General features: G+C 43.2%; 19 protein-coding genes and 2 tRNA genes. 9 read left to right on the forward strand and 12 right to left on the reverse strand.

The window, feature by feature from the left end:
- Nucleotides 1–47: 47 nt before the first annotated feature.
- Together NG798_RS03510 and NG798_RS03515 are read right to left on the reverse strand one after the other, a co-directional pair.
- Entirely contained in the window at nt 48–1,598 is a 1,551-nt protein-coding gene (locus tag NG798_RS03510; RefSeq protein ID WP_261220396.1) for a serine/threonine-protein kinase, read from the reverse strand.
- Between the two features lie 21 nt (nt 1,599–1,619).
- Nucleotides 1,620–2,138, reverse strand: coding sequence for a DUF4359 domain-containing protein (locus NG798_RS03515; protein ID WP_261220397.1), 519 nt, complete (start codon nt 2,136–2,138; stop codon nt 1,620–1,622).
- A 146-nt stretch (nt 2,139–2,284) separates the two neighbouring features.
- Here NG798_RS03515 and NG798_RS03520 point away from each other — a divergent pair.
- Nucleotides 2,285–2,357: transfer RNA gene (locus NG798_RS03520), tRNA-His, on the forward strand.
- Between the two features lie 51 nt (nt 2,358–2,408).
- On the opposite strand, the gene NG798_RS03525 is transcribed toward NG798_RS03520, so the two are convergent.
- A complete protein-coding gene (locus NG798_RS03525) occupies nt 2,409–3,992 on the reverse strand; it encodes a methyl-accepting chemotaxis protein (protein ID WP_261220398.1) in 1,584 nt (527 codons plus the stop codon).
- Between the two features lie 64 nt (nt 3,993–4,056).
- On the reverse strand, nt 4,057–6,798 hold the full coding sequence (locus tag NG798_RS03530) for a CBS domain-containing protein (protein WP_261220399.1): 2,742 nt from the start codon (nt 6,796–6,798) through the stop codon (nt 4,057–4,059).
- A gap of 350 nt (nt 6,799–7,148) precedes the next feature.
- On the opposite strand from NG798_RS03530, the gene psbZ reads away from it, so the two are divergent.
- From psbZ to NG798_RS03555, 5 genes are all read left to right on the forward strand, one after another.
- Nucleotides 7,149–7,337, forward strand: a complete 189-nt coding sequence (gene psbZ / locus NG798_RS03535) for a photosystem II reaction center protein PsbZ (RefSeq protein WP_261220400.1) — start codon at nt 7,149–7,151, stop codon at nt 7,335–7,337.
- A 96-nt stretch (nt 7,338–7,433) separates the two neighbouring features.
- On the forward strand, nt 7,434–8,015 hold the full coding sequence (ribH, locus tag NG798_RS03540) for a 6,7-dimethyl-8-ribityllumazine synthase (protein ID WP_261220401.1): 582 nt from the start codon (nt 7,434–7,436) through the stop codon (nt 8,013–8,015).
- Nucleotides 8,016–8,168: 153 nt separating this feature from the next.
- Nucleotides 8,169–8,240, forward strand: a tRNA-Gly gene (locus NG798_RS03545).
- Between the two features lie 279 nt (nt 8,241–8,519).
- Nucleotides 8,520–8,924, forward strand: coding sequence for a hypothetical protein (locus NG798_RS03550; RefSeq protein WP_261220402.1), 405 nt, complete (start codon nt 8,520–8,522; stop codon nt 8,922–8,924).
- 4 nt (nt 8,925–8,928) lie between these two features.
- A complete protein-coding gene (locus NG798_RS03555; protein WP_261220403.1) occupies nt 8,929–10,194 on the forward strand; it encodes a glutamate-5-semialdehyde dehydrogenase in 1,266 nt (421 codons plus the stop codon).
- A gap of 15 nt (nt 10,195–10,209) precedes the next feature.
- On the opposite strand, the gene NG798_RS03560 is transcribed toward NG798_RS03555, so the two are convergent.
- Both NG798_RS03560 and NG798_RS03565 read right to left on the reverse strand, forming a co-directional pair.
- A complete protein-coding gene (locus NG798_RS03560) occupies nt 10,210–12,852 on the reverse strand; it encodes an AAA family ATPase (RefSeq protein WP_317619549.1) in 2,643 nt (880 codons plus the stop codon).
- A 5-nt stretch (nt 12,853–12,857) separates the two neighbouring features.
- Nucleotides 12,858–13,952: an AAA family ATPase gene (locus tag NG798_RS03565; RefSeq protein WP_261220404.1), complete on the reverse strand. Its 1,095-nt coding sequence runs from the start codon at nt 13,950–13,952 to the stop codon at nt 12,858–12,860.
- A 189-nt stretch (nt 13,953–14,141) separates the two neighbouring features.
- Between NG798_RS03565 and NG798_RS03570 the strand changes: the two genes are divergently transcribed.
- The gene (locus NG798_RS03570; protein ID WP_261220405.1) at nt 14,142–14,846 is read left to right on the forward strand and encodes an exonuclease; all 705 of its coding nucleotides are present in this window, start codon (nt 14,142–14,144) and stop codon (nt 14,844–14,846) included.
- Nucleotides 14,847–14,897: 51 nt separating this feature from the next.
- Here NG798_RS03570 and NG798_RS03575 read toward each other — a convergent pair whose 3' ends face one another.
- Nucleotides 14,898–17,261 (reverse strand): ATP-binding cassette domain-containing protein, encoded by a 2,364-nt coding sequence (locus NG798_RS03575; protein WP_261220406.1) that lies wholly within the window; start codon nt 17,259–17,261, stop codon nt 14,898–14,900.
- A 210-nt stretch (nt 17,262–17,471) separates the two neighbouring features.
- On the opposite strand from NG798_RS03575, the gene NG798_RS03580 reads away from it, so the two are divergent.
- On the forward strand, nt 17,472–18,833 hold the full coding sequence (locus tag NG798_RS03580; protein ID WP_261220407.1) for a D-alanyl-D-alanine carboxypeptidase: 1,362 nt from the start codon (nt 17,472–17,474) through the stop codon (nt 18,831–18,833).
- A 54-nt stretch (nt 18,834–18,887) separates the two neighbouring features.
- On the opposite strand, the gene NG798_RS03585 is transcribed toward NG798_RS03580, so the two are convergent.
- The gene (locus NG798_RS03585; RefSeq protein ID WP_261220408.1) at nt 18,888–19,286 is read right to left on the reverse strand and encodes a hypothetical protein; all 399 of its coding nucleotides are present in this window, start codon (nt 19,284–19,286) and stop codon (nt 18,888–18,890) included.
- A 104-nt stretch (nt 19,287–19,390) separates the two neighbouring features.
- Nucleotides 19,391–20,386: a DUF1460 domain-containing protein gene (locus tag NG798_RS03590; RefSeq protein WP_261220409.1), complete on the reverse strand. Its 996-nt coding sequence runs from the start codon at nt 20,384–20,386 to the stop codon at nt 19,391–19,393.
- Nucleotides 20,387–20,701: 315 nt separating this feature from the next.
- On the opposite strand from NG798_RS03590, the gene NG798_RS03595 reads away from it, so the two are divergent.
- Nucleotides 20,702–20,887 carry a hypothetical protein gene (locus NG798_RS03595; protein ID WP_261220410.1) on the forward strand — a complete coding sequence of 62 codons (186 nt, stop codon included), beginning with the start codon at nt 20,702–20,704 and terminating at the stop codon, nt 20,885–20,887.
- 82 nt (nt 20,888–20,969) lie between these two features.
- Here the strand turns inward: NG798_RS03595 and NG798_RS03600 are convergent, their stop codons facing one another.
- The 3 genes from NG798_RS03600 to NG798_RS03610 form a co-directional block, all read right to left on the reverse strand.
- Nucleotides 20,970–21,248 (reverse strand): type II toxin-antitoxin system Phd/YefM family antitoxin, encoded by a 279-nt coding sequence (locus tag NG798_RS03600; protein ID WP_261220411.1) that lies wholly within the window; start codon nt 21,246–21,248, stop codon nt 20,970–20,972.
- Nucleotides 21,249–21,251: 3 nt separating this feature from the next.
- A complete protein-coding gene (locus NG798_RS03605) occupies nt 21,252–21,407 on the reverse strand; it encodes a hypothetical protein (RefSeq protein WP_261220412.1) in 156 nt (51 codons plus the stop codon).
- Nucleotides 21,408–21,635: 228 nt separating this feature from the next.
- Complete coding sequence (locus NG798_RS03610; protein WP_261220413.1) at nt 21,636–22,949, reverse strand: serine/threonine-protein kinase; 1,314 nt, start codon at nt 22,947–22,949, stop codon at nt 21,636–21,638.
- Nucleotides 22,950–22,976 lie beyond the last annotated feature (27 nt).

Here is a 22,976-nt window from a genome sequence, read left to right on the forward strand (position 1 = left end):
AAAGTTTTGCTCGCATTATACCACCGGCCACCCAATATTTGCCGCCCCTAAAAACAACTTTCAATTTTTGCTGCCATTGCTGCGGCGTGTTTCCACCAATGATAACCCCCCGACCAATTCCTAGAGGGTAAATGACCCTTGGGTGCTTTGAGACTATAGGTAAAACTTTTATAATCCATTGTATTTGTCACCGGCCAGCCAATTTCACCGCAAAAACTCGAATATTCGCCGCCAACCTTGTTAAAAATAGCCGTTTGAACACTAAAACCAAATTTTCCTTCACTATATTTTACCCACAGTCGATCAATGGTTTGTAAGTCTTTGGGGGGGATTTTTTCGATATCCAAAACATCCAGATACCCGAAACGTTTACCAACTCCTAAACATAAAACTTTTTTAGTTTCTTCATCAGCTTGCTGCCAGTTGCGTGAAGCTAAAAAGTTTTGGAGTTGACTATAATCAACTCCTGCATCTGATTCTAAAATATCACTTTCTTTTGGTGATTTATTTGCCCAGCCAAACATTTGTTCCATTAGGGAAGGACGGCTGCTGCCTGAGCGATAAATTGGCTGTGATGAAACTTTATTTTTGGGGTTTATAACCGTTGGTGGAGGTGGAGAGGGGAGGGTTGGCGGGATGGGTTGGATGGGTGGCTGTTTTGAAGTTTTTATTGAGTTTTGTGGCGAGGAAGATTGCACCGAGCTTTTTAGTGCTGCTAAAGCTTCGGCTGCGGAAAGATAGCGTTCTTTGACAGCATTTTGCAATAATTTATCTATAACTTGGCCTACGCTAATTCGTAATTTTGTTTCCGGTATATTATTGCAGGTTGTCGGCAAATAATCTCGCCAAGAAAAACTATCTTTAGTAAAATCAAACAAATTGGAAGGCGAAACGCCGGTGAGCAGATAAATACAGGTTAAGCCTAAGCTATAAAGATCACTGGCCGGAATACTTTTTCCCCGCATTTGTTCCGGTGCCATAAATTCCGGTGTACCGATAATGGTGGCGGTTTTATCTAAATCGTTGGCTGCAAAAACTTTAGCGATGCCGAAATCAATTAAAACCAGTTTATTGTCGCTATACCGGCGCATGATGTTGGCCGGTTTAATATCGCGGTGGATGACTTGATTTTGGTGGATATATTGCAAAATATCCAGTAAATCTTGCAAGAGTTGATAAATTTCTGCTTCGCTAAACAAGCCTTTTTCTTGAATTTCTTCAGCAAGGTTTTTTCCGTCGATATATTCTTGAACTAAATAAAACCACTGATCTTGCTGAAAGTAGGCGAAAAGCGAGGGAATTTGTGGATGTTGACCCAAAATATCGAGTCGGATGGCTTCTTTTTGGAATAATTCGAGAGCTTTTTTTAAAATGTCGGGATCAGCAGATTGTAAATAAAGCTGTTTGATCACGCAATTAGGTTTTGAGGGGATATCTTCATCAATGGCTAAAAATGTCCGGCCAAAACCGCCTTGGCCAATGATTGAAACCGGCCTGTAGCGGTTTTTTAGCCAGAGTTTAAACCCACAATTTTGACAAATTTTGTTTTGCTCAGGATTGTGTGGGTTTTGGCAGGTTGGGACAACACAATAAGCCATAGCATTTTAGATGAAAGTTTTTCAATTTGAAAGAGGATATTTAACAGTTCGCTGATTGAAGGAGCTAAAAACAGTTAAGTTAAAAGCATTTGCTTGGGAAAGGGGGAAATTAAGTTGATTTTGGGTTGAGGCTGGTTGGGGTGATTTTTTCTGATATTTATAAGTATAAAAGCTTTGGAGAACAGCAAAAGTTTCAAATTGGTAAGAAGGAGTGGCCGGTAAAAAAGACTTGACACGCTCAGGGACAATAGCATTCACAGAAATATCCGTTTTGTAGATACTAAAAAAGATAAAATCTTGACGGCTAGTGCTTGCGGCAAGAACTTGTTGGATCTCAGACTGCTGAGAATCCACTAAGGAGGCACACTGGTCTTGTAGGATAACAGTTTTTTGACATACATTGTCTTTTACATAAGCCGTCAGCTTTTCTGTACCATATTCTTCATAGGCAGAGGCGCTGGGGTTGGTGGCGGCCATAAGGACACCTAACCCCAAAAAGACAACTCCCGCAACACCGGCGGCCATTTTTAAAGCTTTCATTGGATTTGTGCTAAACCTGCTAGTGTTCACTACGGATTTTAGCTGCTGAGTTCCGCACTGCTCCTAAATTAGCGGAGTTTCGGAAAAAATTTCAAGGCAGGGGTAGATCATTTTTGGAAAAAGGTGTTATAGTAGTTAATGCAATGGCGAGCGTAGCCAAGTGGTTAAGGCAGAGGATTGTGGTTCCTCCACTCGTGGGTTCAAGTCCCATCGTTCGCCCTTTTTTCGCGGATAAGAGATTTTTGGTCTTGTGACCAACTTCTGCAAAGGTTAGCGAAATCCTAGCGTTTGAAGGTGTTGGGCTGATTGGTGTAGCTGTTGGGTGCTGATCTTGGTTTGGCTAATCCCGCTTGCCGTTTCTCGCGCACCGTTATTAATCGAATCCATCGCCATCACCACCTGTGAGATCGCTACCGCTTGCTGTTTAGCAGTGAGGGAAATTTTTTGATTATTGACAACAACTTCCTGCATCGCATTGGCAACTTGTTTAAAAGCATAAGCGCTTTTTTGAGCAATTTTAACGCCATTTTTTACACTTTGGATACCCTCATCCGTGACCGAAACAGTCGATTGCACCGCTGACTGAATTTGTTTAACAAGAGCTTTGATTTTTTCTGAACAGGCGTTACTTTGATCTGCCAACTTGCGAATTTCAGTGGCTACGACGCCAAAACCTTTACCATTTTCACCGGCTCGCACAGCTTCAACTGCTGCATTTAGGGCCAGCATATTTGTTTTGCTGGCTAATTCTCCCACCAAACCGGAAATATTGCCAATTTGATCGGCCTGAGCACTTAAGCGTTGCATTGAAGATGCAATGGCTATGACTTTTTGTTGTAGCGCCTCTATTTCTTTTAAAGTTAATCGAACTGCTTTTGCACCGCCACCTGTGAGTGTTAGTGCTTGCTGGGCTAATTGTGTGGCACTTTCGGCTTGAGACAGAGCAATTTCAGAAGATGCGCTCAATTCATCCATTGTTGTTGTGGTTTGATTAACTGCAATTGCTTGAGCGCCAGCTATCTGCTCTTGCTGTGCTACCGTTGCTGCAATTTGGTTTGAAGAAGTGCTGATTACACTAATAATTTCAGTAATTCCCTTATCAAGTGGTTTAGCAATTGCTCCACTCAAAATCCTGCCTAAAATAATTGCTATTCCTGGCCCTAATATCATCGCTAAAACTGCTAAAAATTGAGTTTGCATTATATCCTGCTCGGCGCTACGAGTTGCTTGGCTGGCTTGCTGTTTGTTTACAGCTACAACTTGTAAAATTGATTGTTCAGCCGCTTTATAAAGAGGAATGTTACTTTTTGCCTGACTGGTAAGCTGTTGATAAATTTGCGCGGCTGCTTTGGAATTTGCGACTTCGGGCGAATTGTTTTTACCGTTGCCGTTTTGTCCTCCCTGGAGTTGCAAAAAAGTTAAAATACCCAATTGCTGGAATTCCTCGTTGATCTGCAAAAGTTGATTGTGGGCTGTTTCCCATCTGTTCCAGTTTTCGAGCATTTGTTGATAAGCTTTGTCTTCTTCGAGTGAGCGGGGTATAGTTTCATAGTCTTTGAAAGCCTGATTAATTTGTTTCCAGGCTGTTTCGATTCTTTGAAGTTCTGTACGCCTTTCTGGTAAAGTCAAAGTCAAGTTTAAAAGTGCTCTCTCGGAAGATTCTATTTGAGTCTGGCCTTCGTTTAATTTCCACAACGCATCAATGCTTGGCAGATTATTTTTTGCAATAATATTGATGTGCTGGCTTAAACCCGATGTGCCTGTCCATCCGATGATAGAAATGATAAATACAAGCAAACCCATCAGAAAAAAGGCGCTCATTAGTCTGGCTTGGAGGTTCATTTTTTGTAACATATTTTTTTAGCCGGTTAATAGTTCCCTATTAATTGTTGTAGCACCAAGCCGAGAGCGAAAAAACCTAGCTCAGCGGGTATCTCCAGGCCAAAAACTGCTCAGCACCGGCGCGACTATCGCCAATTTCTCCATCCAACCTTGCGGCTAATAATTCATCTAAAATTTGCTTAAATTGTCTGCCTTGTTTATACCCCAATTGTTTTAAATCATTTCCGTTTAAAGGTGGTTTAATCTGACGACCTACGGTTAAATATTGCCAAATAACCCGGCGCACTCTCCGCTTACTTCCTGCTGCAATTAAAATTAAACTCGACAAATCATACCGCCGCAACACCCCCACTATTTCACTCACCCGCTGACATTGTGGTAAATTTTCCTTGACTTCTTGCTGATTTTTTGCTAATTCATTTAACCTGGCAATACTCGGCACCGGCAATTGTAATGTTTCCGCTACCATTAAGCGATATTGCGGTTCCAAATACGCAATTAAAACCTCTAACATTATCTGCCAATGCTCTAAACTTTTCTCTGCATCAAATTTCTGTAAACATCGGTCAACTAGCCTTACTTGTTTCCATAATTTATCATCTAATTCTAGGGTTGAATGAATACATTTTAAGGCTTGTAATTCTCCCAACAATTGCAAAGCCGATTTCCAGTAAGGCGCTTGTAAAATATATTTCAATTCGGCTTTTAAGCGGGTTTCTAAAGCCGGGGCGCGGGTGCCGGTGGGGTGCCGGTGATAAACTCCGCTTTCAATTGCATGACGAATATAACCTTTTGTTTGCGGTTCAATTTCAAAACCCAACCTGACAGCAAACCTGACAGCACGATAAATTCTTGTTGGATCTTCAATAAAACTATTGGCGTGTAAAACTCGAATTTCTCGCGCTTGTAAATCTAATAATCCGCCAAAAAAATCTAACAATTCCCCTGCACGATTTCCAGTTATTTTAACCGCTAAAGCATTAATGGTAAAATCTCTTCGATATAAATCTTGCCGAATTGAAGAGGCTTCAACTTCAGGATTAGCTGCTGGATAAGGATAAAATTCTGTTCTGGCTGTCGCTATATCTACCCATAATGACCCTAATTCAGCATCTTTATGCCACAATAAGGCTGCTGTTTGAAATTTGCCATGAATATCTAATCGTGCTTGCGGAAAACGCTCTTGCAAAGCTTTAGCTAATTGTACACCGGCCCCTGATTGTCTTTTATCCAAATTTCCGCTCAAAGCTTCCGGTTTATAATACCCATCTACCACTAAATCTATATCAGAAAGCTCTAAAATATCATCAGGTTTGGCTAATAATAAATCCCGCACAGCACCGCCAACCAAATAAAGCTGCCAGCCTCGATTTTCTGCTAGTTCCCCAGCCGTTTTTAGAAAGTGCCATAATTGCGGTGTCATTCGATTACGGAGTTGCTCTTGCAATGATTGGGGAACGGCACAATAATCAGGTGTTTTAACTCTATCTCGATTACCGATAGTTTCGTTTTGATGTAATTCTCGCAAAACATCCGTGCGGGTAACAATTCCTACTAATTGACTGTTTTCTAAGACCGGCAATCGTCCAATATCATACGTTACCATCAGCGCTTCTATTTCCGGTAAAGCTGTATCTGGGGTGATTGTTTTAAGGTTAGTTGTCATATAGCCTTTCACCGGCGCATGAGTGAAGCCATGATGCAAAGCAATATCTAAATCTCGGCGCGAAATTACCCCCACAAGACTGCCGGTTGCATCAACTACAGATAACCCTGAATGTCCATAACGTAATAAAATTCTTTGGGCTTCAAAAATTGTCGTTTCTGGGAGAATTGTTCGCACCGGCGATGACATTAATTCTCTGGCTGTTGGCGGATGCGGAATTTGCTTTTTAAATTTTTCTACTAATTCTTTTAAAGTGGATTTGGCATCTACATCTCGCATCACAAGGGAGGCTGCTCTGGCATGACCACCACCACCATAAGGCTTAAATAAATCGTTTAAATTAGTATTGGGAATTTGCGACCGGCCTATGACACTTAACCGATGTTCTCCAGACCCACGCAAAGCATATTTGTGAGCAAAAAGCAAGGCATCAATTTCGGTAATTTCTGTTAATTGAGACGCTAAACTTGATAACCCCGGAATGTAAGAATCTGTTTCTAAAAGCACAGAAGAAACGTCATATCCCCGGACATTTTCAGTCTGGATTTTTTCGAGAGCAGAAGAAAGTAAATCTTGAAGTTGAGGAGATAAACCAGGTTCGACATATTCAGCAATCACCGGCAAACTGGCTCCTTTTTCCATTAACCAAGCCAAAGCTTTAGCATCGCGACTTGTAGAATGGTCAAAAGTAAGAGAGCCGGTGTCAACATGAATGCCGAGAGCCATAACCGTTGCTTCGGCGGGGGTAAGAGTAGACGTATCAGACTGTTGGAGCAATTCTACAATTAAAGTCGTGGTGGAACCGACCGGCTCAATTTGTGTAAAAGTTGCAGGGATATCAGTTTCGAGATGCAAATGGTGATCATAAACAGAAATTTCCGTGACTTCGGGCAAATCTAACCACTCAGCGGCTTTGCCTAAACGTTCGCGTTGTTGCGAGTCTACAACAAAAATAGAGCGAATTTTTTGAGGATTAACAGACCGGCGTTCAATTAAAGGATATTCATCACGGTGGAGGGCCAAAAAATCGCGGACTGTCGGATGAGCACCGCCGGTGAGGACAACTCTAGCACCCGGACGCAAGCGCGTCAGACCAACAGCAGCGCCGAGAGTATCAAAATCTGCGGTTGTGTGACACAAAATTAAATCCATTTTCGCTGTTTGAGAGAGGGGTTATTGTAGCAGGCAGGATGCCTGCACCACAGAAGAGTTTTTTGTGGGGTTAAGGGATTTGATCCTACATCTGCGTCCATCTGCACTGCGAGGGTTAAATAACTCTAAGACCATAATCAAGCAAAGAAATTGCCCGACACCAGATACCCTGTAAATCTGATGGACATCTTGAGGAACCCAGCTTAAGGGTAGAGTTGCCCAATCCCCACTAACCCCACTATGAGAGAAGGTCATTTTTTGGTAGCGTTAGACTCAGGCTTTATTAAACTAGCCTATGTTTGGGGTAACTGGCGTTATCCAGTCGATTGCTTTGTTGGGAAAAAAGGAAAATGTCAATCATATTTCAAATCGCACTTACCGCACTTGTCTTGCTTTCTCTAGTAATGGTCATCGGCGTTCCGGTAGCCTATGCTTCTCCCCAAAACTGGGATCAGTCTAAACGGCTGATTTTCTTGGGGTCGGGCCTTTGGTTCGCTCTTGTCATTGCCGTTGGTGTATTGAACTATTTTGTAGTCTGAGGCCGGTTGAAAGTCCTTTGTCATCGGTCTTTTGGCAACTGACAAAGGACTATTGACAAAGGACTATTGACTATTGACAAAGGACAAAAAACAAAAATGGCTGTTTTTGAGGGAAATTTTACGCAAACTGCCTCGCTGCGGTTTGCGATTGTTATTGGCCGGTTTAATGATTTGATTACCGGCAAGCTGCTGGAAGGTTGTCAAGATTGCTTGAAGCGTCACGGGGTGGATGTTGACCCCCAAGGGACTCAAGTTGATTATGCTTGGGTGCCGGGGTGTTTTGAGGTGCCGGCGGTGGCTCGTCAATTGGCGATTACCGGCCGGTATGATGCGATTATTTGTTTGGGAGCGGTGATTAAAGGCCAAACTCCTCATTTTGATTATGTGGCAGCAGAGGTGTCTAAGGGCATCGCGGCGGCGGGTTTTCAAACGGGGGTGCCGGTGATTTTTGGTGTGGTGACAACGGATACGATGCAGCAAGCTTTGGAGCGAGCGGGGATTAAGAGTAATTTGGGTTGGAATTATGCCATGAGTGCTCTGGAAATGGCTAGTTTGATGCAGCAAATAAAATCTATTGCTGGGTCAGATGTTTATGGTAATAATCCTCCTCCGAATACAGTTTTACCGGCTCCGCTGAAAAATGCGATGGCTGTGATGGAACCGTCCCAAGACTCGTAAATTTTGATTTCGGGCGGTCTGACGCTTTAGGGGGAAGGCTTAAGGGCTCAGCACCTTGGGGTTTTGGCCGCCAAAAAATTTTTTTGGAAATTTCAAAAAAAGGTGTTGACAAACTCTGGAAAATCTGACAATATAAATATTGTTGAGAGACACGCGGGTGTAGCTCAGTGGTAGAGCGTCACCTTGCCAAGGTGAATGTCGCGCGTTCGAATCGCGTCACCCGCTTTGAAGAGAAACCAAGAAAGCATACAATAATCACCAAAGAGCAGGCTAAATCCCTGCTTTTTAATTTATAACCTTAAACAAGAGAGCCGGTTTTTTAATCACTACCCTAGACAGATTTCACCCTTTTTAAGCAGGGTGCTAAGATGGGGACTTAGGGCTGGAGACTGCGTATGATGACGGGTGAGGAGACAATTATTTTCTCTTTGCTTACTGCGGGCTTGGGCTTCCTAAATTTAGATAAAACTTTTTTTTTAGATATTTTTGGCAAGAAAACTGCTTGTGCATTCTCATAAAGGTCATAAGATTGATTTAAGTTCGGACTACCCTTGCCCTTGTCGGCGCCGGGGCCGGTTGATGCCGATTACGTTGACGGAAGCTTTTGGCTGTAATCGCTGTCAGCACATTTTTGTTGTGGATGATAGCGGTTATGTGATTGAGCAGTTGTCGGCGACGTATCCTTATAAACAGGCTTGGCGCTGGACTGGTCAGCAATGGAATAAGGCTTCGGCTGGTTTGAGGGATAGTTATTTTCCTCTGGCGGTGGGGATTATTCTGGTGTTGCTGATTATTTGGCTGCCTCTGGCGGTGAAGTCTGGCGGTTCTAATATTATTCCTTGGGCAATTGTGGCGCTGCTGTTGGCGGTGCTGCCGGCGCTCATGGTTTGGCTGGCATACAGGCGTTAGCTCAATGACCACTGATAATTTAAATTCTCCTCTGCTTCCTATGGATGCGGCTCTTCAAGCGCATCTGGCGTCTTTGGAATTGGCTCAGAAAAAAGGCCCGGATCGAGATCGGGGTTTGAGGGCGATGGCTGAGGCTCTCAAACAAAATGCGAATTATATTTTGGAGGCTAATACTCTGGATCTGGAGGCGTCGCGGGAAATGGCGGTGCCGGATTTGGTTTTGGAGTGGTTGAAGTTGACGCCGGAGAGAATTCAGGCGGCGGTGCAAATTTTAAATCGGCTTTCGGAGTTGGGTGATCCGATTCGGCGGGCGATGAATGCGAGTTATCATTTGGAGCATTCGCAAATTTATTCGCAGTTGATGCCGTTGGGGGTTATTGCTTTGGTTTATGAGGGGTTTCCTCAGTTGGGGGCTATTGCGGCGGGTTTGTGTATTAAGTCGGGTAATTGTTTGATTTTGCGGGGTGGGAGTGAGTCTTTTCACTCTAATGCGGCGATTGTTGAGTGTTTGCAGGCCGGTGTGGCGAAGGCGGGTTTGCCGGTGGGGTGTGTGCAGTTGTTGCCGGCGGATCAGGGGGGGTCGATTCGTGATTTGGTGACTTTGGAGCAGTTTGTTAATTTGGTGATTCCTTATGGCCGGCCTAGTTTGGTTCAGCAGGTGATGCGTCAGGCGACGGCGCCGGTTTTGAAGTCGGCGATGGGGAATTGTTATTTATATTGGTCGCCTACGGGGAGTTTAGATTTGGCGAGGTTTGTGATTTTGGATAGTCATCAAAGTGAGCCTGATCCGGTGAATGCTATTGAGAAGGTTTTGATTCACAGAACGCAGAAGCCTTCGTCTTTGGCGATGCTTTGGAATAGTTTAAAGGAGAAGGGGTTTATGGTGAAGGGGGATGCGGAGTTGGTGAGGGATTTTCCTGAGTTAATTTTGGCGGGGGATGGGGAGTGGAGTCAGGCTTATTTGACTAAGACGGTGGCTTTTAAGGTGGTGGATAGTTTGGAGGAGGGGATTGGTTGGATTAATGATTATAGTAGTGGTCATGCTGATTGTATTGTGACGGAATCTTATCAGGAAAGCCGGCAGTTTGCTTTGGGAATTAATAGTGCTTCGACTTATGTTAATGCGTCGCCTCGGTTTTACCGGCAACCTAAGCAGGCGGATACGATTTTTTTGGGGATGTCTAATCAAAAGGGGCACCGTCGAGGGGTGATTGGTTTGGAAAGTTTGACGACGGTTAAGCATATTGTGCAGGGTAATGGGGTGTTTTAGGTGGCGGTTTTGGGGTTAATGGTTTAATAGCCACCGGCGAAATAGTTCGACAATAATTTGCCAGTTTTGATCTGTTTGTTTGACGACATCATGGCGTTTTAGGGTTTCGAGGGCGTTGTTTATTGTGGTTTCATTGAGGCAGGTGGTTTTTATTAATGCTTCTATGGTTAATCCCTGTGGGTGGGGTGCGAGGGTTTTTAAAATTGTTTGTTGGTGGGGGTTTCCTTGGGCTGCTTGTCCCCATACGCCGGTGAAGTAATAGCGTCCTCGGTTGAAGAATTCCTCATCATTAATGACGGTTTCTAGGTCTTTTGGGGTGAAGATGGGATCGCGCTGTTGGCCGGTTTCAAATACTTGGTGGTTGTAAAGGCGAACCAGTTGAAATCCTATTAGTTGAACTAGATAGGGTTGGCCGCTGGTTAAGTTATAAATTTCTTCGAGGGTTTCGCGTTTATAATCGAGGGGGAAATCTTCGTCGGGGTTGGCGAGTAGATAACCAGTTGTGGCAGGTTCCATGAAACCTACTTTGATGGGGATGACGCTGGCAAAAAAGGGTTGAAAGTAATTAGCGGTCATTTCTTCTAGGGTGTGCAAACCTGCAAAGGCAAAGCCAATTTTCGGACTCTGTTGCACCATTCCCCGCAGCACTTCCATAAAATCGGGGGGAATTTTTCCTGCTTCTATCAGGTCTTCTATTTTCTCGAATTCGTCTAAGGCAATTATTAGTCCGCCTCTGAGGTTGGATTCAATTTGTTTTAAGTACCTTTCAAAGCTGCGGTAGGGCATTTTTAGTAATGCTTCATCATCTGGGGGGGATTGTTTTAGGGTGTCGGAAATGGCATCGGTGATGGTTATTAGCACTTCGCCAACTCCTTGAGAAATATTTCCTAATGTCAGGAGGTTAATGTAGGCAAGGGTGATGTCAGACGGCAGAATTTTGGCTACATTTCTGAGAATGGAAGTTTTACCCATGCGCCTATGACCGAATAAAACAACTGATTGTAGTTGATTGCTCGCTCCCCACAATTCCTGTAGTTGTGTGAGGATGTCTTCCCGTCCCACAAAAAGGGAACCCTCAACAGGATCACCCGCAATATAGGGATTACGGACTTTTTGTTTAATGGAAATTTCCCCAACTTCATCGGCCACTGGCAGCAAAATTAGTGCCCAACTTTTTGCAATGTTTATGATTATATCTCGCTCGGTTCGGGGTAAGGTATGGCTGTGATTGAGGATGTTTATCAGTTCTCCTAATGCGCGATTGAGGGCGAAAGAACGAAGAGAGCGAGATAGACTTTTTTTAATTACTTGGATATCCTCTACTACTTGTTGCAGACTGGCAAGGACTTTCCAAGTTGCAGAATGAAATAGGGGTTCTGGGGGAAAAGTGGGGATTTGAATATTAGCAATAGCGTTTAATTCTTTGGCCTTATTACAAACGGTGAGAATTTCAGCTAAGGTGAACATTTCCTCGCCATAGGGGAGAGAACGCACGACGGCAAAGGCTGTTGCTGCTTTCACTGGTTCTTTTTCATATAAATAATAAAAACCAGCCGCCGCCGCCCTGGCTGGGGTGTCTAACCGCATATCTGTTTGCAAATATCTTTTAATTTTTTGCTTGGCAAAAGCGGGAAGTAGGAAGAAGCTATCGAGCGCCCTTGACTTCAGGGTTTCACTGAGAGAAGCTGAGGCAAAACGCAGCAAATTAGGATCGCAATTATAGGCAGTTTCAGCGAGTTGGTTAACACGAAAGATAAGATGTTCGCCTGGTATTTCTGCAAGGACAAAGTTAAGTGCCTGGAGCACCGGGATAAATTGAAGGGTGTAAGTTAGCAGTTGCTCAAGATTATCTAGTCCTTTTTGCCAATCTTTTCGCAGCCAATTTTTTAGATGAAAAGATAAATTGACAAGGGGAAGGGGGGTGACACGGGAAAATTGCCAATATTCATGTTGGGGTTTGAATAGCAACAAACCTAAAAGCCAACTTTCAGGACGAAGTATTTCCACGCCAAACGCCACGCCAAACCCCACGCCACTCGCCACGCCAAACGCCATCCCTAACACCACGCCACTCGCCATCCCTAACGCCACGCCACTCGCCACGCGTAAAGCCACGCCACTCGCCACGCCTAACGCCACGCCACCTGCCACGCCACTTGCCACGCCACTCGCCACGCGTAAAGCCACGCCGCCCGCCACGACACTTGCCATCCCTAACGCCACGCTACTCGCCACGCCTAACGCCACGCCACCTGCCACGCCACCCGCCACGCCACTCTCCACGCCAAACGCCACGCCACTTGCCACGCCTACCGCCGCGCCTAACGCCACGCGAAACCAATCAACCGAAATGCCTGTTCCCGCTAAAATTGCTCCGATAATAACAGGTACAATAACTGTTAATAATAATCCTTGGACAAATAACTCACGCTCAAGAGAATTTTGCCTCAGCGATTGCCAAAAGTTTCCCCAAGTCCTGTTTTCTTCAGCAACCAAGTTATTGCCAAAGGTTTTTATATACCACCGCAAAGCTTGGGGGAAGAAAAACACCCAGTACAATAACCGCAGATAATCTAGGGGATTCCACAAGGAAAGGGGGCGGTTTAATTTAGGAGCTAAGTCTAAACGGGGAACAGGGGTTTCTAGTTTGCCCATCATAGATTCTAATGGTGTGCGCGGGAATATTTTTGATAGCATTGATAGCAAAGCTGCATCAATTTACGGGGATGGCCGGCGCTCTCTTCTATTAATTGACCGATTTCTGGCTCGGTAAAACGCACTGGTGTTGTCTGTAGACGGGTTTCAATAAACTTGCAAGCGGTATTTTCATTCCAAGGTTTTATATATTCCGGGAGACAAATACCGGCTAGGGGAGAGGTTTTGCCACCCTCTTGACTGTCATAAAACAAATTTTCTAAAGGTTCCGAAGCTGCTAAAATCAAGCGTAGAGGTGCATTAGAACCTTCAGCTAAACCCCGCAGATGATCGCGCAATTCACGGGTAAACCCATCTCTTGTGATCTTACCTAAATTGTCTAAAGCTAATAGAATCCTCTGCTTTTGCAAAGCGCGATTTAATTGGTATCCTCTGACTTGGCTAATCCCTATTTCTCCACATAAAGCGGTATAAAAGTCTTCTTCGTTTTTAATTTTGATGATGTCTAAATAAATTGCTGTGCGGGGGGAGGTGAGGCGATCTTTTGCCTGCTGACAAATGATGAAGAGGAGAGAAGATTTGCCAATTCCTTCTTCTCCTATGAGAGCAACGCTACTGTTACTGTTGAAGATTTCAAATATTCGATTAAGTTCTTCGTCGCGGTTAAAAAAAAGTTGCGGATCGTCTACGATGCCGTTGGGAGGAATAAAGGGGTTAAAATTACTAACCTTAAATTCCCCATTATTGCCGTAATTTAATTGAGAAGTGTGAGAAGGAGTTTCTCGGCTTGATAAATTGCTGATTCGGCTACCTAGTTCGGGAGAATTAGAAATTTTTTGTGACTGCTGCCATAAAGACTCGATTGCTGGCTTTAAGTTTCTTTTGTTAACTTTTATCCCTAATGCTTCGTGAATTTTATTAAATAATTTGGGGCCTGTTTCTCTCAAATATTGCTCATATCGGTGTGTGAGATCGCTAATTTCTTGATAAGTCTGATTGTTCCAAATTCCCAAAACTATATCTTTTTCGCACTCATTCAAGCTAGTTTGAGTTTTTTGCATCAATAGCTCGTTAACAAAATTAAAGGCATCTTCAGCTTCCATTATTTACTTTACCTCTTCAATGTTATGGGCCTCAATCAAGCGTAAGACACTACTTTTACCTACAAACCTACATTAACCTACTTTTACCTACAAACGAATTTCCTTAAAATACCTACTTTTCCCGTACTGACAATTATAGAGAGCCAAGTCATCATAATTTTGTAGTCCACAAATTGATTTAAAAGAATTATGACCCAAACATCTACTAACGGAAACTTTTGGTCAAATCAACCCCTACACCGGCACGATGCTAAATCTATGCGCGAAAATGGCATTGGATACCTCGTTGATTGTCGAGGGAATCGCCTACCCAGTTTCACGTCAATTATTGAAGCCACAGAAACCGCAGACGAAAAAGCGAAGAAAAAAGCGCAACTGGCAAGCTGGCGCGGTGATGTAGGATCGGTGGAAGCTACCCGAATTATTTGCACAGCCAAACAACGAGGAAAAATCGGACACCGGCATTTAGAAAGCTATTTTAATGGACAGACAGTTCCTTGTCCTGAATTGATCAAATCCCATTGGGAACATCTTGTGCCGGTGTTGGAAGATATCCACGACATCAGATTAGTTGAAGGCTATGTATTCCACTACTATCAAGGTTTTGCCGGCAGACTTGACTGTGTTGCCAGTTATCAAGGAACTCCTTGCATAATTGAGTTCAAATTTCCCGATAGGCTCAAATCAATTTACGAGGAAACGCCTTTACAATTATCTGCTTATTGTGGCGCAGTAAACAGGCAATACGGTTTAAGAATTCAACATACTTTGCTGATTCAGGCAACTCCTAATCAAGCAGTAGTGAGATTATTTACTCCTGATGAAGTGATAAAATATTGGGGCCGGTGGCAACAACGAGTAGCACAATTTTGGAATTACCAAAAAGCTGCTTAGATAATTTTATGCTGTAAAGTGGGGACACCGCACTGCTGTGTCTCTACATTTCTAAAAAATATCTTTGCGTTTTTGCACCCACCAAGTCACAGCTAAATAAAGGGCAGTATGCAAACACAAAATCCCCCAATTTAAACTTAAATTTCCCCAAGTTGGCTCATAAACCGCTGTGGCTTCAAAAGGCAGCGGAATTATGCTACCATCGGGTAATTTAGTAGGCTCCGGCACCATTGCATTCACATTCACTAAAGCACCATAGGCACCCACAGACCACCGGCTCAACATTAACCAAGAAATATAACTCGCCGCGCCTTCCATTTTAAACAAAACGCCGGAAAAAATAATCTGGGGAAGTAATAACAAAGGTAGCGCACTATTTGCCTGAGAACCATTTTTTACCAAGGCGGAAACCATCAATCCTAAACTCATACAAGTAAATAGGGTTAAAAAAGCGGTTATTGTTATACCCACCGGCCATGAAATTAACTCAGATGTTGGAGATTTAAACCCGATTAAAATAACCATAGACATCAGTAAAGCTTGCAAAATTGCCAAAGCTGCCAAAATCACAACTTTAGAACCTAAATAAGCAAATAACCCCAAATTAACTAAGCGTTCCCGCACATAAATTGCGGCTTCTTTAACGATTTCTTGTAAAGAAGTTGATAACCCTACCCAAATTGCTGCACAGGTAAAAACAAATAACACTCGCAAGGCTAAAGGTGCAAGGGTAGGATCGGGTTCTTCTCCTAAAATTAGGGGATTTTTATCTTTAATTGCTAGGGTGATTAAACTAATGCCAATGGGGGCGGTAAATAAAGCTAAACCGATATTGACTTTATCTCTGCCAATTAACTGAAAATACCGCTGCGAAAGTAATGCTAATTGTTGGAAAAATAAGGGTTGTACTTGTTTGGGAATGGAGGCTGTGCGGGGGGAGTTTGTACCAGGCCGGCTGATATGATTTTCTATATATTTTTGGTATAACGGCGATTGCTGAAATTTGGCTGCATAAGATAAGGGCGCTTTCTCACTTTCTTCGAGCTTATTATAAATATCGGCAAAATCGTCATTTTTGATTTCAAAAAAATCAAAGGCTTCTTGCGGCGGGCCAAAGTAACATAAGTGTCCACCACGTCCTAAAAATACAACTCTGTCACAGAGTTTAATATTGGCTGTTGCGTGGGTAACTAAGACAATTGTTCGGCCTTGGTTTGCTAGTTTTCTTAATAGCAACATCATCTTTTTATCTAAGCCTGGATCGAGTCCTGATGTCGGTTCATCTAAAAAGAAAAGTTTGGGATCTGCGAGTAATTCTACCCCAATACTAACTCGTTTTCTTTGACCGCCGCTGAGTTCTTTTACTAAGGCTTTTTGGCGGTGGATCATTTCAATGTCTTCTAGGGTTTTTTGCACAATTGACCGCACGTCTGTATCGGGGGGTAATCGCAATTTTGCCGCATAACTTAAGACTTCGGTTACTGTTAAGTCTTGGTGGATGATATCGTCTTGGGGGACATAGCCTATTTGGGTACGGTAAATGTTAAAGTTTTTTCGTAAATCATCGCCATTGAGATAGACTTTTCCGCCGCCGGTTTTTTCAATTCCTAAGAGGGTTCGCATGAGGGTTGATTTGCCTGCACCGCTTCCCCCCACAAGGGCTACAAATTGACCTGGTTCTATGGCTAATGTGATGCTTTCTAAGCGTTTTTGAATGATTAAACTTTCGGCATCTAAACGTATTTGATTTCCTTGATCTAAGAGTTCTAATAAGTCGCCGCGCAAGACTAAGGTAAAGGGGCCGATACGAATGGAACAGTTATCAGTTAAGATAATAGAGCCGGTGACTTTTTTATCGTTAACAAATATGCCGTTTGCGCTGGTATCTTGCAATAAATATTTGCCTTGATTGGTGGGTTGAATTGTGGCGTGCCGGCGAGATACAATGGGGGAGTCTAATTGCAAGGAAGCATGAGGATCACGACCGAGTAAAACATTGGTATTTTTTAAAGAAATTGAGCGTTGTTGAGGTTGGTTAATAATTTGCGGACGCTGGGGGTTATAATAAGTTAAAATAACTTGATTTTGCGGGTCTTGACCGATGCGTAATTGCGTGCCGTCTTTGAGAAATTGTCCGTCAACAGTGGTGATGCGTGTACGGTCTAAAAATAAGCCATTTGTGCTAGGTTGGTGTCCGTCTCCGTCATAAATACAGTATTCATCGCCGGCTTTTTTTAGTATAGCATGGCAACTTGAAATCACTCGCCATTCTGGAGGTAGGGTTAAGTCTGATCGCTGTGGATCTCTCCCCAAAAGATGCTGGTTTTTTGTGAGGTTGAGTTTGATAAGTTGTCCCTGATTGTTGGCTTCTAAATAGGGATGTTTGCTAATGATTGTTGATTGATTGCCGGTCATATTTTTTTGAGAGGGATTTTTATGGGTATGTCGAAGGGTTATTTTTTTTACGGCAGATGAATGGGTTTTCTGCGTACTGGATTTGTTTTTAGTGTTTTGTTTATTGTAACGGAAGTTGGGTAAGCGCTAATGGAAGTTTTTGCATATTTTGATAAATGTTATCAAAATAAGAGATACTGTTGATGAATCTTGACTTTGCTTTTCCTAACCATGCTAAAAACTCCTCGTTTCACTGTGGCTTTGTGTCTCACGTTGTTCGCATTGGTGGCCGGTTGTTCGCCTACTCCCAAAACATCAATTTCGACAAGTTCAGATGTGCCTCAAGTTTCTGGAAATCAGCCAGAAAGTACAGCAAATAATGAAGTTGCTGCCAAAAATCAGCCTAAACCAATCGTTGCTTTATCCCCAGAAAATCCTGAATCTCAAACAAATAAAAAAGTCGAAGAATATGTGAATAAATTAGACGGACAAGGCTTTTCAAAAGACTTGCAAGGTGTGTGGATAGAAGCAAATAATGTGCTACTCGCTAATCACCGAGGAACGATACCTTTACCGGCTGCTTCCGTGACAAAAGCTGCAACCTCTCTGGCTGTTTTGCAAGCCTACGGGCCCGATAAACAATTTATCACAGAAATAGGCACAACCGGCCCGATTCAAAACGGAGTTTTACAAGGAGATTTAGTTATTCAAGGCGGGGAAGATCCGTTTTTTGTCTGGGAAGAAGCGCTTGCTATCGGTAATATTTTAAACCAGAAAGGAATAAAACGAGTAACAGGAAATTTGGTGATTGCAGGCAAGTTTTATATGAATTTTGAAACGAAACCTGAAACGGCTGGCGATTTTTTGAAAGAAGCTTTAAATAGCAAAATATGGCCGGCGGAAGCAGAAGAACAATATCAAACTTTACCCCCCGGAACACCTCGTCCCGAAGTTGTTATAGATGGAAAAATTCAGGTCGTTTCCACACCACCGGCATCTGTAAAACCGTTGATTCGGCATTATTCTTTCCCTGTTGCGGAATTGCTAAAAAAAATGAATATGTACAGTAATAATTTTATGGCGCAAATGTTAGCTGATGCAGTGGGAGGCGCACAAGTTGTCTCGCAAAAAACCGCTGAAGCTGCGGGTGTGCCGGCGGCTGAAGTTCAGCTTATAAATGGGTCTGGTTTAGGGGAAGAAAATAAAATTTCTCCTCGCGCCGCTGTTGGAATTTTTAAGGCAATTGAGCAATATCTTAAGCCTTATAATATGACAATTGCTGATATTTTTACTGTGACGGGTAAAGATTTAGGAGTTTTAGAAAGCCGGCCTTTACCACCGCTTTTAGTTATCAAAACCGGCACTCTTAATCGTGTTAGTTCTTTGGCCGGTGCGATGCCAACAAAAAAATTAGGGCCGACGTGGGTTGCTATTATGAATTTTGGCGAAAATCAAGACGGTTTTCGCAACGAACAGGAGGTTTTTTTGAAAAGTTTGTTAAATAATTGGGGTGCTGTTCCTACCTCACCGGCAGAATTAAATCCCAACCCACAACGCAAAAATAAAACCTCAAGTAATGAAGTTTTAAACTAACAAAAATAGGGTGCGTTAATAATGCACCCTGCTTTTTTTGCCTTGTGGAACTTCTCACTGACAGCTACGCAAATTGTCGTAAATGTTCTTCCATTCTTGCGCTAAGGAGGTTTCATGGCGCTGAATTTTTCTACCGGCCAATTCGGGATGGCGTTGATAGAAAATGTAATCTACCACCGCTTCACATCGGCGGATTTCCTGCCATTCTCGTGCTAAATTTGTTTCACCTGGTCGAATTTTGCTGCCGGCAAGTTCGGGATGTCTTTCAAAAAAAATTCGGTCTGCATAGGCATCAATTTGAGCTTCTACATTATCCCTCCTTTGCGCGATTATAGCATCAGCTTGCAGGTAATTTTTAGCTTGCACCGGCCCCACTTTCTGCGTCATTAAAACCGCACTCATTGCTACAATTAGGCCGGCAGCTTGAATAAATTTTCTCATTGCGTGATTCATTTTATTTTCCTCCTTCAAGGTAAGCAGTTTTTACTTTCTACAATTGTCTGCTACACCTCCCCTATCATAAATTTCGGACAGAGATAAAAATTTTTTTGAGAATTTTATTTCCCAGAAATTCTTTGCCGGGGGTCATTTGGACGCGCGACAATAATGCCGATGGAGTCTCTAACTTGGCTAACAAATGTTTCTAAATCAGGCGAAATTTTCACAACTCCATTAGGGGAAGCATGAATTAAACCTACTTCGTTACCTGTGCGATAAACTAGGCCGGTGTGGGTTACATCCAATCCCTCAATATCTGTGGCAATGGCGATAATATCTCCTGGTTGTAATTGATTATAGACTTGATAAATTTGATTGGTGGGAATATAATTAAATTTTAAGCTTTTCAGGCTATTTTCCATATTTACCACACATTGATACTCTGCTTCATTATTCATAAGTTTAGGATAGCTTTGCCGGTGTTGACTCATAAAGCTTAAGGTTTTATTCACAGTAAACCCGCCTAAATTAGCCGTAATATTCGTGACATTTCCGCGTTTTTCGTTATCCGATATCCACTCTGAAAAATAATGCAGCCGGCTGCAATAACCGTTTAACTCACCATTCCGATAACGTTGATCTTGTAAGTGGTTAGCAAAGGTTTGGGTAGAATAATCTTGCATCGCCACTCCCCGCGCCATTGCTAAAACAGTTTCGACAAATAACACACAATCAAATTGAGCAAGATTAATGATTAAAGTTTCTTTGTTTGACTCATCTAGCAGGCCGGCTTTATATTCAGCACCCAAAAATTTATCAGCTATAACTTGCAAAATTTCCCCAAAAGGACGTTGAGATAATTGGTATTTTTGGGCAAATTGCATAAGCGCTGCAAATTTCCCCTGATCTTGGGGGTGGGAAATAGGATTTCGTTGAAAAGCCGGCCCCCCAGATGCAAGCTCGGCCATGATATTCGCGGTAATTTTTGGCTCAAATCTTTGGGTTTCTGCTTGACTATTTTGCTTTTGCTCTACCCTTGCAAGGGAAGCAAAATTTAGCATAACGCCGTAAGAGATGGGAAAAGTAAAAATAGCCAAGCCAAGAAGTTTTTTCATAAAAAAACTGTGTTAGTGTTGAGCAAGCAAGCTTTTTAGATTATAAAGGAAAGAGGTTAGGAGAGCCGGTATTACTTTTATACAGGCTTTCTCTGCTCAATTCCAACAATTTACTAATAAAAATCTTATTTTTTCCTTAGAAAAACTCCTTGACAAAAAAAGCAGATTTTGCTATTAAATAACAATTCAGAAAAAACCCTAGCCAAAACTATGACCTAAACACCGTTAGTTACCGGCTTTACTACCCGCTGGTTAGCTATGAATACTCAAGATATCGAATATTTAGAATGACCTTTAATTGAACGTACACGAACTATGCAAACAGCAAGGGGTGAAGAGTATTTTGATATCTACGCCGGCAGCATAATTTTAGACCAACACCAGCACACCATTCCCGTAGTCGCCGCAGAAGATATTTCCGATAATTTACTGGGTTTACAATGGCTACAAACCCGCCGGCTTATTGTCGATTTACCCTCAAATTTGCTCACATTGGATTGAGCAATTTTCCTTTTTTTTGGCTGAACAAAACTCCCAAACTTCTACACATTATAAAGGTTTTACCAAAATGACAACTACTCTTTTAAACAACTTCCTCCTCTTTATCATCAAAGATAGCAGATTTAACGTCTTCTATTCTGATGCCTTTTCCCGCTCGAAATGACGAGCGCGATCGCCTCACTCTTTCTATAAAAGCTGGATGCGTTTCTAGTTGATAATCAAATACATCCTCTTCATCAGAAAATCCCCGCAATAAACCAACAGGTTTACCCTCTCTGAGGATGATAATTTCTTCTCCTTCGGCAAGTTCTAAATATTTTGATATATCGTTTTGCAATTCGGTTAAAGTCACGGTTTTCATTAGCTAATCCTCTACACTTTCAGTAGGTTGACCTTCACGCAAAAGCCATTCAGAGGCTTGTGCTTTGGAGACAACCCCGATAATTTCTACAATATCCTCCACAACATCATCGAAAACACGGATATCATCAACCCGCAGACGATATTGTGGTCTATCCAACTCCCGCAGGCGCTTAATTCTACTCTTGCTTTCTTTTGTCGGTTCGTATCGTAGATTTGTCTCGATCGCCTCAAGTACCTTACGTCTATCTACGGGTCGTATAAACTTTAGGTCTTGTATAGATTCGGCTGTGAATTCTATTTCATAGGACATATTTAACCAGGATACGTTTTTACCCGCGCGATCGAAGCATAACGAACTCTACAACTTGATAATAATCTGAAATTGTTATAGATTACAGGTTACAGATCTGCGCGCGAGAAAACTACCAAAACAACCCACAATATCCCAATCCCACACACCCCCAATACAAACAGGTGGCCGATGAGGGAGGTGGCCTACTGGTGCTTTCAGATTAAAGGTTAGGTCTTTGTATGCCAGCCAACTTCCTCCTTTCCTCCAGCCGAAGCGATCGCCCAGCTTGTTCTCAGTTTCAGAGTCCGCATTACCCCCCACTTCCAGCCATATTTTTTTCTGAACGCTGAAGCCAAAGCGACCGTTACTGTACTTTACCCACAACTGATCGATGCTACGCAGGTCGTCGCAGGGGAAGTTATTAATCGAGTCCAGGTCTAACCAACCAACATTTTCCCGTTTGGCAGCTTTTAGCATCACCGTTGCTGTTTCCTCGTCTGCTTCTTGCCACTTCCCTGCTGCCAGCAAATCCCGCAGGCGGGTGTAGTCAACGCCACGCGCCGATTTGAGTGGTACCGCAGGCACACCCGGCACAATGGGTTCTTGTAGATAGCTCAACCAATCTCGCATCGATTGCGGGCGCTTTTGCGGATCGGATGCCATACCTTTTTCAATGGCTAAATGCACCCAATCTTTCACTCCAAAATCTTTGGCGGGTTTCAACGGGACATTTTTGTAATATCGCTGTAGAGAAGGCGTCGGTAATTGTCCGGTGACTGCAAAATATAGAGAGGCAGCTAGGGCGTAAATATCAACCGTTGGTTTGCCGCTGCCTTCGATGTGCTGTTCCCAAGGAGCAAAAGCAGGGTTGCAGGGATGTAGGGGCGTGCCAACCATCGCTATTAATTCGGTGGCTATGCCAAAATCAATCAATACCGCTTGTCCGTTTGGACTGAGCATGATATTGCCAGGATGGGCATCCCGATGCACGATTCCTGCTTGGTGTACCGTTACCAGCGCTTCTGCGATTTGGCGGATAATTCCGACAGCCTCGGTTTCTGGCAGCCTCCCCCGCTGCTGCACCGCATCGAACAAACTCTGCCCCGCTACCAAATCCATCACCAAACAGTGCAGCCCATTTTCTTCAAATAAATCGCTCACTCGCACGATCGCCGGGTGCGGGTTTTGGCTCAGTTTCGCTAATGTCTGCCCTTCTTTGATAAACCGCCGCACGAAATTAGGATATTCGGGATGGTATTGCAAGCTGGCATTGGGCGTTTTTATCACAACTTGATGGTTGAGTTGCAAGTGCCGCGCTTTGTAGGTGATGCCAAATCCGCCCTCCCCCAGCTTGGTTTCAATGCGGTAAGGGCGAGCGCGCAGTGTTTGTCCGGGTGTCCACACCATGACCGTTTCCTCTGATGATCCCGATTT

It is taken from the genome of Ancylothrix sp. D3o (assembly GCF_025370775.1).
Lineage (GTDB): Bacteria > Cyanobacteriota > Cyanobacteriia > Cyanobacteriales > Oscillatoriaceae > Ancylothrix.